This is a genomic window from Cognatundibacterium luofuense (assembly GCF_018139685.1).
GTDB classification, from domain to species: Bacteria; Pseudomonadota; Gammaproteobacteria; order Burkholderiales; family Burkholderiaceae_D; genus Undibacterium; species Undibacterium luofuense.
The window spans coordinates 112,170-126,906 of sequence record NZ_JAGSPN010000002.1; the positions used below are offsets into that span (position 1 = coordinate 112,170).

General features: G+C 51.4%; 12 protein-coding genes. 2 read left to right on the plus strand and 10 right to left on the minus strand.

Annotated features, from left to right (window positions below):
* Window positions 1-2 precede the first annotated feature (2 nt).
* The 6 genes from KDM89_RS03975 to KDM89_RS04000 all read right to left on the minus strand — a co-directional run bounded on the left by KDM89_RS03975 (window position 3) and on the right by KDM89_RS04000 (window position 6,531).
* Window positions 3-440 (minus strand): GNAT family N-acetyltransferase, encoded by a 438-nt coding sequence (locus KDM89_RS03975; RefSeq protein ID WP_212686661.1) that lies wholly within the window; start codon window positions 438-440, stop codon window positions 3-5.
* Window positions 441-551: 111 nt separating this feature from the next.
* Complete coding sequence (gene ribA, locus KDM89_RS03980; protein ID WP_212686662.1) at window positions 552-1,190, minus strand: GTP cyclohydrolase II; 639 nt, start codon at window positions 1,188-1,190, stop codon at window positions 552-554.
* Window positions 1,191-1,589: 399 nt separating this feature from the next.
* Window positions 1,590-3,263: a hypothetical protein gene (locus tag KDM89_RS03985; protein ID WP_212686663.1), complete on the minus strand. Its 1,674-nt coding sequence runs from the start codon at window positions 3,261-3,263 to the stop codon at window positions 1,590-1,592.
* 402 nt (window positions 3,264-3,665) lie between these two features.
* The gene (gene ilvD / locus KDM89_RS03990; protein ID WP_212686664.1) at window positions 3,666-5,555 is read right to left on the minus strand and encodes a dihydroxy-acid dehydratase; all 1,890 of its coding nucleotides are present in this window, start codon (window positions 5,553-5,555) and stop codon (window positions 3,666-3,668) included.
* A gap of 194 nt (window positions 5,556-5,749) precedes the next feature.
* The gene (locus tag KDM89_RS03995) at window positions 5,750-6,196 is read right to left on the minus strand and encodes a hypothetical protein (protein ID WP_212686665.1); all 447 of its coding nucleotides are present in this window, start codon (window positions 6,194-6,196) and stop codon (window positions 5,750-5,752) included.
* Window positions 6,193-6,531 carry a hypothetical protein gene (locus KDM89_RS04000; protein WP_212686666.1) on the minus strand — a complete coding sequence of 113 codons (339 nt, stop codon included), beginning with the start codon at window positions 6,529-6,531 and terminating at the stop codon, window positions 6,193-6,195. The genes KDM89_RS03995 and KDM89_RS04000 overlap by 4 nt, the downstream gene beginning before the upstream one ends.
* A 431-nt stretch (window positions 6,532-6,962) precedes the next feature.
* On the opposite strand from KDM89_RS04000, the gene KDM89_RS04005 reads away from it, so the two are divergent.
* On the plus strand, window positions 6,963-9,152 hold the full coding sequence (locus tag KDM89_RS04005; RefSeq protein ID WP_212686667.1) for a TonB-dependent receptor plug domain-containing protein: 2,190 nt from the start codon (window positions 6,963-6,965) through the stop codon (window positions 9,150-9,152).
* Window positions 9,153-9,224: 72 nt separating this feature from the next.
* Here the strand turns inward: KDM89_RS04005 and KDM89_RS04010 are convergent, their stop codons facing one another.
* Together KDM89_RS04010 and KDM89_RS04015 are read right to left on the minus strand one after the other, a co-directional pair.
* On the minus strand, window positions 9,225-10,082 hold the full coding sequence (locus KDM89_RS04010) for a substrate-binding periplasmic protein (RefSeq protein ID WP_329604616.1): 858 nt from the start codon (window positions 10,080-10,082) through the stop codon (window positions 9,225-9,227).
* A gap of 155 nt (window positions 10,083-10,237) precedes the next feature.
* Window positions 10,238-10,774, minus strand: coding sequence for a MarR family winged helix-turn-helix transcriptional regulator (locus KDM89_RS04015; protein WP_212686669.1), 537 nt, complete (start codon window positions 10,772-10,774; stop codon window positions 10,238-10,240).
* Between the two features lie 156 nt (window positions 10,775-10,930).
* On the opposite strand from KDM89_RS04015, the gene KDM89_RS04020 reads away from it, so the two are divergent.
* Entirely contained in the window at window positions 10,931-11,812 is an 882-nt protein-coding gene (locus tag KDM89_RS04020; RefSeq protein WP_212686670.1) for an EamA family transporter, read from the plus strand.
* Window positions 11,813-11,825: 13 nt separating this feature from the next.
* On the opposite strand, the gene KDM89_RS04025 is transcribed toward KDM89_RS04020, so the two are convergent.
* Both KDM89_RS04025 and KDM89_RS04030 read right to left on the minus strand, forming a co-directional pair.
* Window positions 11,826-12,551, minus strand: coding sequence for a sterol desaturase family protein (locus KDM89_RS04025; RefSeq protein ID WP_212686671.1), 726 nt, complete (start codon window positions 12,549-12,551; stop codon window positions 11,826-11,828).
* Window positions 12,552-12,685: 134 nt separating this feature from the next.
* Entirely contained in the window at window positions 12,686-14,347 is a 1,662-nt protein-coding gene (locus KDM89_RS04030; protein ID WP_212686672.1) for a methyl-accepting chemotaxis protein, read from the minus strand.
* Between the last annotated feature and the right edge of the window lie 390 nt (window positions 14,348-14,737).

Here is a 14,737-nt window from a genome sequence, read left to right on the forward strand (position 1 = left end):
ATTCAGTTTGTCGGTAATTGCATCAGCCAGTAAGCACCATCATCGCAATCACCGCTTTCCATCACAGAAAAACCTTGTGCCATATAAAAATTCACTGCGGGCTGATTGAGTTGCAGGCATTTTAACTGCCAGGGTTCTTGCTGCCATTGCGGTAATTGCTGCAGTAAAGCTGCACCGATACCGAGTCGCTGATGTGTGGCAGCGACGTAAAGATGGTGGATGAAGCGTGATTCTGATTGCACAGAAATGAATCCGGCAAGCTGTCCCCGTGCATCTTCGGCCAGCAGGATATCTTCATCGCTGGTTTGCGCATCCAGATCCTGCAACTGAAAACGACGGATGTCGGTCCAGTGAAATGCAGCAATCCGGGATTCTAAAAATAACTGCCTCAAGGCGGGCCAGTCGTGTGCTTGCGGCAGGCGGATACGGAACTGTGTCAAATCGTCCCCTCGGAAGTTGAAGACAACACGGGTTTTAGCACGTGTTTTGTCATGCTGAAAAACAAAATGCGGAGCCTAACTCCGCATTTACTCCGCATTTTTATATTTGATTTATTCGTCCGCCTCGGCGCTGAACAAATGACCGAGCTTTTCGGCTTTGGTACTCAGGTAACGTTCATTGTGCGGGTTGCGGCCTGCGATGATCGGGACTTGTTCGCTGACGGTCACATTCAAACCTTGCATCGCCGCCAGTTTGCGCGGGTTATTCGTCATCAGACGCAAAGCAGTGATGCCGAGATGGCGCACCATAGGCTCAACCAGTCCGTAATGACGCAGGTCGGCGGCGAAGCCGAGTTTCTGATTGGCTTCCACGGTATCTGCACCCTGATCCTGCAAGTGATATGCACGGACTTTGTTCAGCAAGCCAATGCCGCGCCCTTCCTGACGCAGATAGAACAAAGCACCGCGTCCGGCTTCTGCGATCCGCTGCAGCGCGGTTTCCAGTTGCGGGCCGCAATCGCAGCGGGCGCTGAACAAGGCATCGCCAGTCAGACATTCAGAGTGGATACGGGACAATACCGGTTCGCCGTCCGCCACATTTCCCAGCGTCAGTACCACGTGTTCTTTACCGGTCGATGCTTCAAAAAACGCATGCATTTGAAATTCAGCCCAGCGGGTAGGCAGGCGGCAGGATTCGACAAAGACCAGATCCTGCGCACTGTTTGCGGCAGACGCCACGGTTTCAGACATAGACAAACTCACAATATTTTTCAGATAGCGGCTGCAGATTCCCGTTGTAGCGCCAATGCAGACAAGTCACAGCGGAAAGCAGCAAAACAGCAAGTATAAACGAGAGGCGATTTTTCAACCGGAAACCACTGTTTTTTCGAGGAAACTGACCAGTCAGCCAGCGCAGTATCCAATTTTCTCTGACAGCTTTACTGCCGAACCGGCGCATCCACACCGATTCCGGCAAGCGATGCGCTTATGCAGAATGCCGCATTTGCGCCAAAATGCCCCTGCCCGCTGCGCCACTGTTTTCGCCGACATCCGCAAAAAATCGTGAAAAACCTGTGCTGAACACCGCATTTCAGCATTTTTCAGGCATTCACCGTCCTGCAGACAGCCGAAACTACGCTGGCGGCAGGTTCAGGGCTGCAAAACTTTCAGCGCCGCACTGGCTTGCAATTGAAAGAATGCAGACAACACCGTCATCGGCTGCCGACATTGCAACGTCAGCGTCTGTCCCTGCTCCAGTCCCAGCCGCACTTCCTGACGTTCACGGCAGGCGTTCACCATCGCTTGCAGTGTGCGCTGATCGCCGCTGTACGGCAAACCTTCAATCTGTGTGACGCTGACTTCCGCGCGCAAACGCTGACATTGCGGCAAACCGCTGAGGACAATTTTGTCTTTCTGCGGATAGACATCACGCATGCCGCTGCAATCTTCGCGCATCAGTTGTCCGATTGCGCTGATCAGCATTTCCTGCTGTTGATCCGCCGTCGGCGCGGCGCTGACGGCCAGAGGTGAAGCCCTGAGCCAGTGCTGCCAGACAGCGGAGATGGTTTGCTCAGAGCGCAACAATTGCGGTAACCAGCGTAGCTGGCAATCGGCTTTGCCATCGCACTCCAGCATCGCTGCAAAATCTGCGCTGCCGGATTGCTGCAACTGGCGGTAATAATGATCTAAGCGCTTAAGCGCTGGTGTAATTTCGGTACTGCCCGCGATGGCATACACGTAAGCAGGCAAGCCGCACACATAGCCAATGCGCCCGTTATCCACTTCCGCGCGGGATAAACTGCGCAGCGAACGCTGGCCGGCGCTGATCAGGCATTTCGCCAGCGCATTGTCCACATCAGCCGCCGCTTGCTGCGGACTGAGCCAGCCCGTTTTAATGCTGGTCATCCAGCGTAAAAATTCTGCGCCGCCTTCGTGGATCAAACGCTCTTCTGCATAACTGGCGCTGCCCGCCGGATAGATCTGAAACCGGTGACTGAATTCATGCGCGACAAACTGCGAAATCGTGCGCTGACCACCGTCGTCCATCGTCAGCGGCCAGTTAAAAAATGCCAGTTGTAAAATTTCCTGCGCATTCCCGTTGAAGTAAGTCGGCCCGCCGTCACGGATGGACGCCGCTGCAATCATTGGCATGCGGAATGGCACTGAAGGCAGCTGTTCACGCAAATACTGCACGGTGTGATCTGCCACGTCCCTTATCAGCGCAACCGTGGTTTGCGGCACATCCGGATCAGCGTAAAACGGCGTGCCTTCGAAGCGGACAGCTGCATCCGGCAGCATTAAGGCAGGCTGACTGTCACGCTCTTTAACATCGGTATCCAGCACCAGTTGCGCAGGCACGGCCTGACCGCCGGTGGCCACAGCAGGCGCATTCAGCACGTAACGCGAGTCACCGCAGGCATGATCGACCGCATAATTCGAGGTATGCAGCAACACAGCTTGTCCCAGCGGCAAAGCGGGCTGGTAATGGTGATACACCTTTTTTGTGACCGGCACCGCAAAACGCGCAACACAATTTGCAGCATTTGCCGCCTGCTTCCACACAATCTGATCGCCTTCCAGCCGTGCGCAATCGTTCAGCGCCTGCCAGCCATCCCGCAAGCCTTCGCCATCACGGTTCTCTTTGCTCAGTCGTAAGCGCTGGCAAACTTGCTGCGGCGCGTAACTGACTTCCAGTTGCTGCGCATCGCGGTAAATAATCTGTATCGTCAGCGGCGCACCGGACACCGTCTGTGCAGCGACCTGTCCCGCCAGCAGCGCCAGCCCCGCCAGCCAGCCTTTCTTCCATCCCATGCCCAACGCCATCTCAGCCTCCTGTTTCCTGCCGCGCACAACACGCCGCATACCGGTCAGGAAAGCAGTTTCCGGTAAAACAAGATTGCCTTACAAGCAAATTCCGGCTGTAAGTCCGCTTCTGCCCGCTCTTGTGGGACGCACGCGACAAGCACGGGCATTGTGCAGAACACCGCATTTACGCCAAAACACCCCTGCCCGCTTAGCCACTGTTTTCGCGGACGTCCGCTAAAAACGGCAAAAAAGCTGTGCTGAACACCGCATTTCAGGCATTTTCAGGCAATTTCTGTCTGCAGACGACTTCGGGGGGGGGGGCAGGTTCGGTAACGCTTCGTTTATGCTCAGCGATTTTCAACGCAAAAAAAGGGGAGCCTAAGCTCCCCGGACACTGGAACAACAGAGCAAAACAAAATCTTAACGGCGGCGTAACTGGCTGATGTCACGTACCGCGCCACGGTCAGCGGAGGTTGCCAGCGCGGCGTAGGCTTGCAGCGCTTGCGAGACATAACGTTTACGGTTTTCCGGCTGCCATGCAGCATCGCCACGGGCTTCCATCGCGGCACGACGCGCTGCCAGCTCTTCATCGCTGATACGTAACTGAATGGTACGGGCCGGAATATCGATGTCGATCATATCGCCTTCCTGCACCAGACCAATCGCACCACCTTCCGCTGCTTCCGGCGAGGCATGACCAATCACCAGACCAGAGGAGCCACCGGAAAAGCGGCCATCGGTGAACAAGGCACAGGCTTTACCGAGTCCTTTGGATTTGATGTAGGAAGTCGGATACAACATTTCCTGCATACCCGGGCCACCTTTCGGGCCTTCGTAGCGAATGATGACGACATCGCCTTCATGCACGGTATCGCCGAGAATGCCGGCGACTGCGTCGTCCTGACTTTCAAATACGCGGGCTTTGCCACTGAATTTCAGAATACTTTCATCCACACCGGCGGTTTTCACGATGCAGCCTTTTTCGGCCAGATTGCCGTACAGCACGGCGAGGCCGCCATCCTGCGAATACGCATGGGCACGGTCACGGATACATCCGTTTTCGCGGTCGGTATCGGCGTTATCAAAACGCTTGTCCTGCGAGAACGCTTCCTGCGTCGGCACGCCACCCGGTGCAGCGCGGTAAAAGTGTTTAATCGCTTCGTCACTGGTCACGGTGATATCGTATTTCGCAATCGCATCTGCCATGGTGGCGCTGTGTACGGTAGGACGGCTGGTGTCGATCAGTCCTGCGCGTGCGAGTTCACCAAGAATCGACATAATGCCACCGGCACGGTGTACATCTTCGATATGGTATTTGTCGGTCATCGGCGCCACTTTGCACAGGCACGGCACTTTGCGTGAAATGCGGTCGATGTCGGCCATCGTGAAATCGACACCGGCTTCATGTGCTGCTGCCAGCAAATGCAGCACGGTATTGGTAGAACCGCCCATCGCAACGTCCAGCGCCATCGCGTTTTCAAAGGTGGTTTTGGTCGCAATCGAACGCGGCAGGACGCTGGCATCGTCCTGTTCATAGTAACGACGCGCCAGATCGACCACCAAGCGGCCTGCCTGCAAAAATAATTCGCGGCGGTCTGCATGGGTCGCCAGTGTCGTGCCATTGCCCGGCAGTGACAAACCCAGTGCTTCGGTCAGACAATTCATCGAATTCGCAGTGAACATGCCGGAGCAGGAACCGCAAGTCGGGCAGGCAGAACGTTCAATCCGGCTCACTTCTTCATCGCTGACGGTGGTATCACCCGCTTTGATCATGGCGTCCACCAGATCCAGCTTTTTCACAATGCTGACCGCCTGTGTTGCGGGCTGATTGGCCGGATGGAAGACATCAATCACTTTACCGGCTTCCATCGGGCCACCGGAGACAAACACCGCCGGAATATTCAGACGCATGGCCGCCATCAGCATACCGGGCGTGATTTTGTCGCAGTTGGAAATACAGACCATCGCATCAGCGCAATGGGCATTGACCATGTATTCCACGGAATCAGCAATCAGTTCACGTGAAGGCAGCGAGTACAGCATGCCGCCGTGCCCCATCGCAATACCGTCATCCACGGCAATCGTGTTGAATTCTTTGGCCACGCCACCCACCGCTTCAATTTCACGCGCAACCATCTGCCCCAGATCTTTCAGATGCACATGACCCGGCACGAACTGGGTGAAGGAATTCACAACAGCGATAATCGGTTTATTGAAGTCCGCATCGGTCATACCGGTAGCACGCCACAAAGCGCGCGCACCAGCCATATTGCGACCATGCGTAGTTGTACGGGAACGGTATTGGGGCATGCCTGACCTCTTTCTTAATTCAATTCAGCGCAGAAGAATCCGCGTTTTCTGTATAAGAATGAGCATGCACCAGCTTATTTATCTGGTCAAATACCAAAATTGAATGCGATTTATTCTTTTTTTGGATAAATCAAAGGGCGGAACCGGAGCGTAATGTCGCTTATGAAGACTGCCTGACACCTGCAGAGACTGTATCAGGCAGCTTCGCCCACTGAGGCTTTCCGCTTGTATCGCGCAGCAGGATCGCTGACAGATTTTCTTGCACGGTAATTCCGGTAAAGAACCGTGATCATCCAGGGTACGTAAACCACAAACAGCATCGTTTTATGGGTAAACCAGAATACACATATCCACAAAATCATCAGCGCCATTTCCCACTTTGGAATGTCAGCGCGGTAGCGGTCTGTCAGAAAAGTTCCGCAATGCGGGCAACTCTCACATAAATGCGAAGGTTTGTACCACTTTGCATGTGGTGGCCAGTTCGCCATTACTGGCTTATCAAAGCCTCCGTGACATTGCGGGCAATGGTACTGACCATCGGGAATTGCAGGTTGCAAGTGCTGATCACAGGCACGGCAAACGGATGTTTCCGAATCCAGCGGCTGACCACAGCTTTCGCACACTGCCATCGTTGTATTCATCGGTCTGCGTCCTCTGCTGGCTGCTGATGTTCATGTTGATGTTCGAACGGAAGTACTTTTTCGTAACGTACCAGTGATTTCGCGAGTAAAAACGGAAGCACGACTGCTGCACTAAATAACACAATCAGAGTCCCCCTATTCAATTCCGGTAAAAAATTGCTGAGTTCCGGCCATGCGATCAGTAATAGCATGACGAAAGAGAAGCCCAGCAAAATACCGGTCACCAGCACCAAACGCACCAGCCAGAGCCGCCCGGGACGAATCTCCCCCTGACACCACGGACATTTCGGCAATGACAAGTGTGGCGGCTGCCAGCCTGAAGCAGGCTTCAGCACGACTCTTCGCACGTCCGCAATCAATAACGAACGGGAACAATGCGGACAACGTGGCATCGGTAACTTTCAGAAAAGGCGTTGCTGATGGCAACCGGGTAATGAGTTGGCAGAGAGATACCTGAACGGCCTGATTTTACCCATCTGGCTGTGCCATAACCAACACAAAAAATGTAAGTGAATCTGACAAAAAGCGCACTCCTTTACTCAGTTACCGGATTCCGATGAACGAGATTTCATGTGCAGATTACTGCAATACAAAACACCACTTAACAATACAAACCGACACAAAAAAAGCATTTCACGCCATAAATCCGGCATTTCATCGCAAACCGGATTTCAGCCTGAATGCGCGCCGATATAGTTCGCTCCGTTGAAGACGCAAAACATTTTATTCACCGCTGCACAGTCAGCAGTCAATACGGAGACTAACAATGCAATACCCGATGAGTTCAGTTCTGACCCTGTTGTTATCCAATGTTCTGGTTGTCAGCGCACATGCGCAGCAAGCGCCGACGCCACAGTCTGCACCGGCGGTGAAGGCTGAGGGCAAACAAGAGCCGCAAAAGGTGGAAGTACAGGCACGTGGCGAAGTGCAGGCAGCGCGTCAGGAAGCTGCAGCACGGACCATCATTTCCAATGCAGATCTGGTGAAATTCGGCGATACCAACATTTTTGATGCAATGCGTAAAGTACCGGGCGTGCAGGTTAACAACAATAAAATTCAGCTGGCAGGTTTAAATGCAAATTACACCCAGGTACTGATTGACGGCGAACCTCCGCGTGGCGTGAACGTAGAAGATATTCCGATGCAAATGATAGACCGCATCGAAATCTACCGTACCGCCAATGCACAGTTCAGCACTCAGGCGGTAGGCGGTACTGTGAATATCATCTTAAAACGTTCTGCAGCTACCAGTCAGCCTATGCGTTCTGTCAAGCTGACAGCGGGCTATAACCAGCGCGAACAAGGTACAGTTGAATTTAATGATTCGGGCAAAAACGGAAATCTGTCACACAATGTCGCAGTAACCGCATCACTGAACAATGTTGGCAGCAGCATTCCGCGTACAACACTGACCGAGCAATCCATTGCTGACAATAACGGCAAAGTTTTGCAGCAATACAATTCCAGCATGGACAAACGTATGTCAGACCGCGATATACGCATTGTTCCGCGCTTCACATACAAGACAGCAAATAATATCAATCTGATTTCTACCACCATGTTTGCCCACGCAAATGGTGAAGCAGATTCCGGCAAGGTTTATCAGTTTTTGCAGGGCCCAGTGCTTGATATCGCCAGTATCAAGTATCACGACACCAATAACCGCACCAGCCTGAACAGTACGCTGCGTGCGATGGCCAGCCTGGACAACGATATCAAGCTGGATATTTCCGGTGGCTTCCACGCCAATCGTATGAATAACGGGCAAACTTCCAGCAACTTTGCACCGGACGGCAAACTCAGTTTTGACCGGAACTACGACACCAGAGTACGGGTGCTCGGCGGACATACCAGTGGTAAAGTCAGCTTTCCGACGAATGCGGAACACGATATCGTGGTCGGATGGACGGGGTCACGCACTGTTGTCAATATCGATCGAGATCAGACCGATATTCCTGCAAATGGCGCCGCTGTTTTCCTGCCGCAGAATGCACGCAATGAATTAACAAAAGCCGCGATTTACGCGCAGGATGAATGGAAATTCCAGAAAAATTCCTCGCTGTATCTGGGTCTGCGCTGGGAAACACTGGGCATTGCCAGTGAAGGTTCTGCGCAGGAAAAATCGGACTACAACACCAGCGTTCTGAGCCCTATCGTACAAACTATGTGGCAGTTAAATCCGGAAAACACGGACCGGATCCGCGTTGGTCTGGCAAGAACTTATCAGGCACCAAACGATTTTTATCTGGTGTCACCAAAAATTTACTCTGTCAATAATTCGATTCAGAATCCGAATTTTGTTGGCAACCCTACCCTGCGTCCGGAATTGGCCTGGGGTCTGGATACAGCGTTTGAACATAATGGCAAAGACGGCCTGAACTATTCTGCCCGCGCCAAGATTCAGCAGATCAATGACCTGCATCGCGAAACCCTGTATTTCGACAATAACGCCTGGTGGAAAAAATTCGTGAATGCCGGCAGCGCACGTGGCGCCAGCCTGGAATTATCGACACAATTTCCGTTAAAACGCTTCATGACAGATGCGCCGGATCTGGACGTGAGCATGACCTACATTCACTTCTGGTCTGATGTAAAAGGCTTCCCTGAACCATACAATCAGTTGAATCCGTACACCTATCAGTTCACCCTGAACGTCAATTACCGGATGAAAGCATTACCTGTGACGATGGGAATGAATGCACGCCTGCAGGATGCACACTGGCAGCAAATCAGTCTGACTGACCGGGAATACGTAAAGTCACCTGCCACACTAGATCTGTATGCAATGTGGAAAATTGATAAGCTGAGTTCTTTGCGTCTGGCAGTGAACAATATCACCAACAGTAACATGACCGACCAGACAACGATCAGTAATGTACCTGGCTTCATCAGCAGTACACGAACACAAAATGAACGCGCTCGTCAGATCAACCTGAGCTATGAACATAAGTTCTGATCAGGGAAAATAAAAAAACCGGAAGCAAACAAAGTTTGTTTCCGGCTTTTTACGAAACACTGGCAACCATCACTATTCAGTTGTCTTCAGCAACAGGTATTTCGCCTGTTCGGCGCCGACATAACGGGCATATATTTTTTCAAGAGTGCCGTCCTCATGCATATTACGGATTTCACGCCGCATCAATTCCATCACAGGTAAGGGAACGCGGTTACGCGACAAAACCAGTCCGTGCCGGACTTCATCAAATGGCGCCCAGTCAAGCACTATAAAGCTGTTCGCCAGTTCTTTCCGACGCAAAGGTTCCAGGCTAGTCGGCAACGCAAGAAATGCATCAACACGTTTCGCCATAAACAACCTGACGACACTGTCAAAATCAGCAGCTTCCTCAACACGGTTTTGCTCACGTAATTTGGCAAGCCACGTGTCATATAAGGCTCCGTGCCGAAAACTTTTAACTACAGCAACCCGCAAATTTGGTTCCGAAAGAAATCCTTCAGGACTATGCGCGCGCGCAGGTGCAGACGAAGACAAAAGCAGAAAATTACGCGTTGTAAAATAGGGGATGAACCGCGCAAACTTTTCGCGCTCCGGCGTCGCAATTCCTGAGACCGTTACATCCAGCGTCTGCTGACTCATCTGGTGCCAGATTCTCACTCTTGATTCCAGTACGGTCTGAAACTGACAACCACTGCGCTTACTCAGCTCATCAATAACGTCTTTATCAATGCCGGCATATCCACCTTGCGGCGCTTTAAAATACAAAGCACCCAGCTCATAGAACGCCAGCTGAAAATTACCGCATTCTGCCTGCGCCGTATGCACAGTCATTGCAAACGTTATAGCGGCAAGTACACATAATCTGTGTAGTTTCTGCAAACCCTGGCGAGCTGCCTGAAGTAAACCGTTCGATGATTGAAATAACAGCATATCTCCGCCAAACACTCTGATTTACGGATCACCGGAAAAACCGTAAAAATGATTTATTGCTTTCAGCATAAACAACAGCAGGAAGCATGTATCAGCAAGGCGGGATGTTTAACAAAAATTAACCACAGATGTGACAATCCGGCTACGCAGAGAAGTCATGGCTGATGTAACGGAAACCGCGATTCCAGTAACAGCAATAATTGCCTCAACCCGGAATCTAATTGCCTGCAGGCATCGGCATCCAGCCCCTGTAAGATGCGGTGCTGATTCTCAACATGAGCTGCCACAACCTTTTCTATCATCGAAAATCCGCTGGTACTGAGCTGAACAAGCATAGAACGTGCATCTGCCGGATTAGGCACGCGCTCAATCAGCCCTCGGTTTTCCAGTTGCTGCAACTGTCGGGTCATTGTTCCTGAGCTGAGCATCAGAGACGAGAATAAAGCTGTTGGCGACAACCGGTATGGCTGCCCCGAACGGCGCAAGGTGGCGAGCACATCAAACTCCCAGTGGCTGAGCTCATAGTCGGCAAAAACAATCGTCAGCTGTTTCTGAACCAGTGCGCCGGTACGTGCGAGCCTGCCCAGCACACCCATCGCACTGACGTCCAGATCCGGTCTTTCGCAGTGCCACTGATCAAGAATACGGTCAACGGCATCATCTGGCAGATTACTTTTTTCGGTATCAGACATAGTCACTCCAATAACTGAAACGCGGAAGGTTACGGCATCACTAAACCGGAAAATACATCACAATTTTTCTCAGTTTCATATTTTCAGTGCAGTTTATCTTGAATTCAAGATAAATACACCCTATCATGCGATTTATCTTGAATGCGAGATAAATACATGCAACAGAACTCTCACTATCTGCGCGACACTTTACTGACCGCAATTGCCCCAATGCTTTGGGGAACCACCTATATCCTGACCACACAGGTATTACCGCCGGACCGTCCGTTCACAGCGGCTGTCATCCGGGTGTTACCTGCCGGACTGATTCTGCTGGCGTGGGCTCGATCAATGCCTCCACGCGGGTGGTGGCTGAAGCTGGGAATACTGGCCGCTCTGAATATCGGAATTTTTCAGGCTCTGCTGTTCATCGCAGCATATCGTCTGCCCGGTGGTCTGGCGGCGATTTTCGGCGCACTACAACCATTAATCACCATGGCACTGGCAAGTCTGGCGAACCGCCGCTCTCCGGGCTGGCGAATGATCTCTGTTGCGCTGCTGGGTTTACCAGGCATGGCAATGCTGTTGTGGGCTCCGGGAATGCAATGGGACCTTACCGGTGTCATTGCTGCTTTTGCGGGTGTTTGCTGTGTGTCGGCAGGTGCGTTTCTGGTGCGCCGCTGGCAACCACCGATGTCCGTGATTGCACTGACTGGCTGGCAATGCGCACTCGGTGGTCTGATGCTTTTACCGCTCGCGTTGCTGCTGGAACCTGCGCTGCCGGCACTGAGTCTGCAGCAAATCGCAGGTTACAGTTACCTCTCCGGTTTTGGCGCATTACTGGCCTATGTTCTGTGGATACGCGGCATACAAAAGCTGCCGCTGGCTGCGTCTTCTTCACTGGCATTGCTCAGTCCGGTGGTTGCCACGATTCTCGGCTGGGTCATTCTTGACCAGAAACTGGCTGCACCAGCACTGACAGGCATGGCAATTGTTTTACTCAGTGTTTATCTGGTACAGCGCGAAGCAGCAAAATCCATAGTACCGTCAAACCGTTAACTCTGATCAGCGCTCAAGTCTGATGCACATCCCGGCCACACAGCATATCGTTGATGCGGCCGGATTTTTCGGGATCAAATCCGACTTTTTCAACCCACTGCTCCGTATTATTCCAGGTGCCAAACAGCATGTCCCATAGCGGCAAGCCATAATTCTGGGCATGATGCCCCCAAGCATGATGTACTCTGTGCATCTCCGGACGCTGGATAAAGTAGCCGAGCCAGTGCGGCGAGCGGGTATCAGAGTGCAGATATAAATCAAACAGACCCGTCATAATCAGCGCCCAGGTCGCTGCGATTGGCGTTGCACCGAATAACAGATAACTGCTGAAGCAAGACATCATTGTTGCAGCGGCTGTTTCCAGCGGGTGGGCAAAAAAAGCGGTAAGTGACTCAATTCTCAGAGCGGAATGGTGTAACTGGTGGACATGCCTCCACAGAAAATCAGATGCATGTGTTGCTCGATGCCACCAGTAGAAAATAAAGCTGGTACTTAAGAAACATAAAAATCCGAGCAGCACGTCCGGAATCTCACCACCTAACGGAATCAAAGCAAAGCCCCGCCACGCAGACAGCAACCAGCCGACAAGAAGCGATGCAACCCCAGATACAGCAGCAAGACTGAATGAAAGAATCTGCCAGCGTTTATCGCAAGCATTACCAGACGCTGGTGCAATGACTTCACGGGTAAACAATGTGATCAATGCCAGTAAAATCACGGGATATGCGAGCCATTCCATATATTCTCTTCAGGAAATTTCTTATTCAGCTATTTTGCCGTGGGTTAAGCACGGTGACAATAAAAATGCCGGGCATCAAGCCCGGCATCTTCCCGACATTTTTTAGCACACGGACGAGATTTAAATCAGACTTATCAACGGGATTTCTCGATTTGCCTTTGCAAAACAGGCTGCAATGCAGTTCCACTCTGTTCCTGAGATACACGACGCATTCTTGGCTGCATCTGAATCACTGAATTCTGTTGCGTAGTCAGTTCAAACGCGTTGACCAGATCTCGTAATACACTCACTTCTTCTTCCAGTTTTTCAGCAGAATATGTCGCTGCGGAAACAATCTGCATGTTTTGCTGTGTCATTTCATCGATTTCGATTACTGACTGATTCACCGTGCTTATCCCCAGACTTTGCTCCTGGGTTGAGACTGTGAACTCCTGCATCAGAGCAGCGACTTTTTTGACACCACTGACGAGTTCATCCATGCTCTGCCCCGCCTCATCAACCAGCTCAGCACCTTGCTCAACCTGCTCCACCGAATGCTGAATCAGCTCTTTAATTTCTTTCGCTGCGCTGGCGCTGCGCTGTGCAAGAGCTCTTACCTCGCTTGCAACAACAGAAAAACCGCGCCCCTGATCTCCCGCACGGGCAGCTTCAACTGCAGCGTTTAGCGCAAGAATATTGGTCTGAAATGCAATACCATCGATAACAGAAATAATATCGGCAATGCGTGACGAACTATGACGGATTGCTCCCATCGTTTGCACGACTTTTTGTACAGCACGACCACTGGTATCTGCCAGACCAGCGGAGCGAATTGCTACCTCACTGGCTTCACGCGAATTAGCCGCATTGTGCTGAACCGCCACCGTAATTTGCTCCATCGAACTGGCCGTTTGTTCAAGTGAACCTTTTTGCGACTCCGTATGCTGAGCAAGTTCACCGCTGCATTCACTGACATCGCTGCCGATTGCATGTACATGACCACTGCTCTGTTTAATCTGTCCGATCAGCAATTTCATGTTGGTTTGCAGAACACGCAATGATTGCGCAAGTTCACTGATTTCATGCCGACCATGCACTGCAATAGGCTGAGACAAATCACCGGCACTCATTGCCTGTATATGATGCCGCAACTGTCCGACCTGTCCCGCAATCAAACGATGGACACTGACGGTAAAAATGCCGCTGGTGATTAAACCCAGTCCGATCGTCAGCATTTGCAGGCCACTTTGCCATGCCTGTACCTGCCATCCGAATAGCAACAAAAAGAAGGCTGAAAAAACAGCGTAAATACGCAAAACACTGTGTATTGGCAGAGAAAATTTATCACGGATTTTTTGTAAGGTGCTGTGACTATGCACTCTGCCATCCCGAATAAACAATCCCGGGCTGCCGGACTTTATCGCTGCATAAGCTGCATCAGCGGCTGCGACCTGTACCGGATCCGGTTTAACCCGCACAGAGGTATATCCCACGATTTTTCCGTTTTTCGTCAACGGAGCAGCAGTGGCTTCTACCCAGTAAAAATCACCATTTTTACAACGATTTTTTACCAGCCCATGCCACGAATGTCCGCCCTGAATAGTTCGCCATAAATCTGCGAAGGCTTCGCGGGGCATATCAGGATGCCGGACAATATTCTGCGGCGAGCCTATCAGCTCTTGCAGGGAGAAGCCACTGATACGAACGAAATCGTCGTTGGCATAGGTAATATTGCCGGAAAGATCTGTTTTTGAAACGATGGTTTCATCATCGCTGAGTACATACTCGCGCTGATTTTGTCCTACCTGGCTACGCATACAAAATCCTCTCGTGAAAGATTAAAGTAGCGCTGGCTCGCCGTGACAACCTGATACAGTACAGGCGGGCGCAAATGCACACCATTCCTGAACAAACCAATCACTCAGCTACTCTTTTTGGCTGAAAAATTCCAGCACGACCAGCACAAACCCGTATGATCTCAGTGAATACCGAACCTTTAGAAAACCCGGAAAAGGCTGGGCAAAACAGGTAAAAAATCAGAAGATACAAACGGGCGGAGAGTTCACAAGATACGTTGTTGCGGACACTTGTTATTGTGTTATATCAACCGGAAAAACCAAAAGAAACCAGATGAAACATTACGTTACTTTGCAATGACAACCTGTGCAAAATAACGATTCAATTGAATTCTCTGATGCAAAATCAGG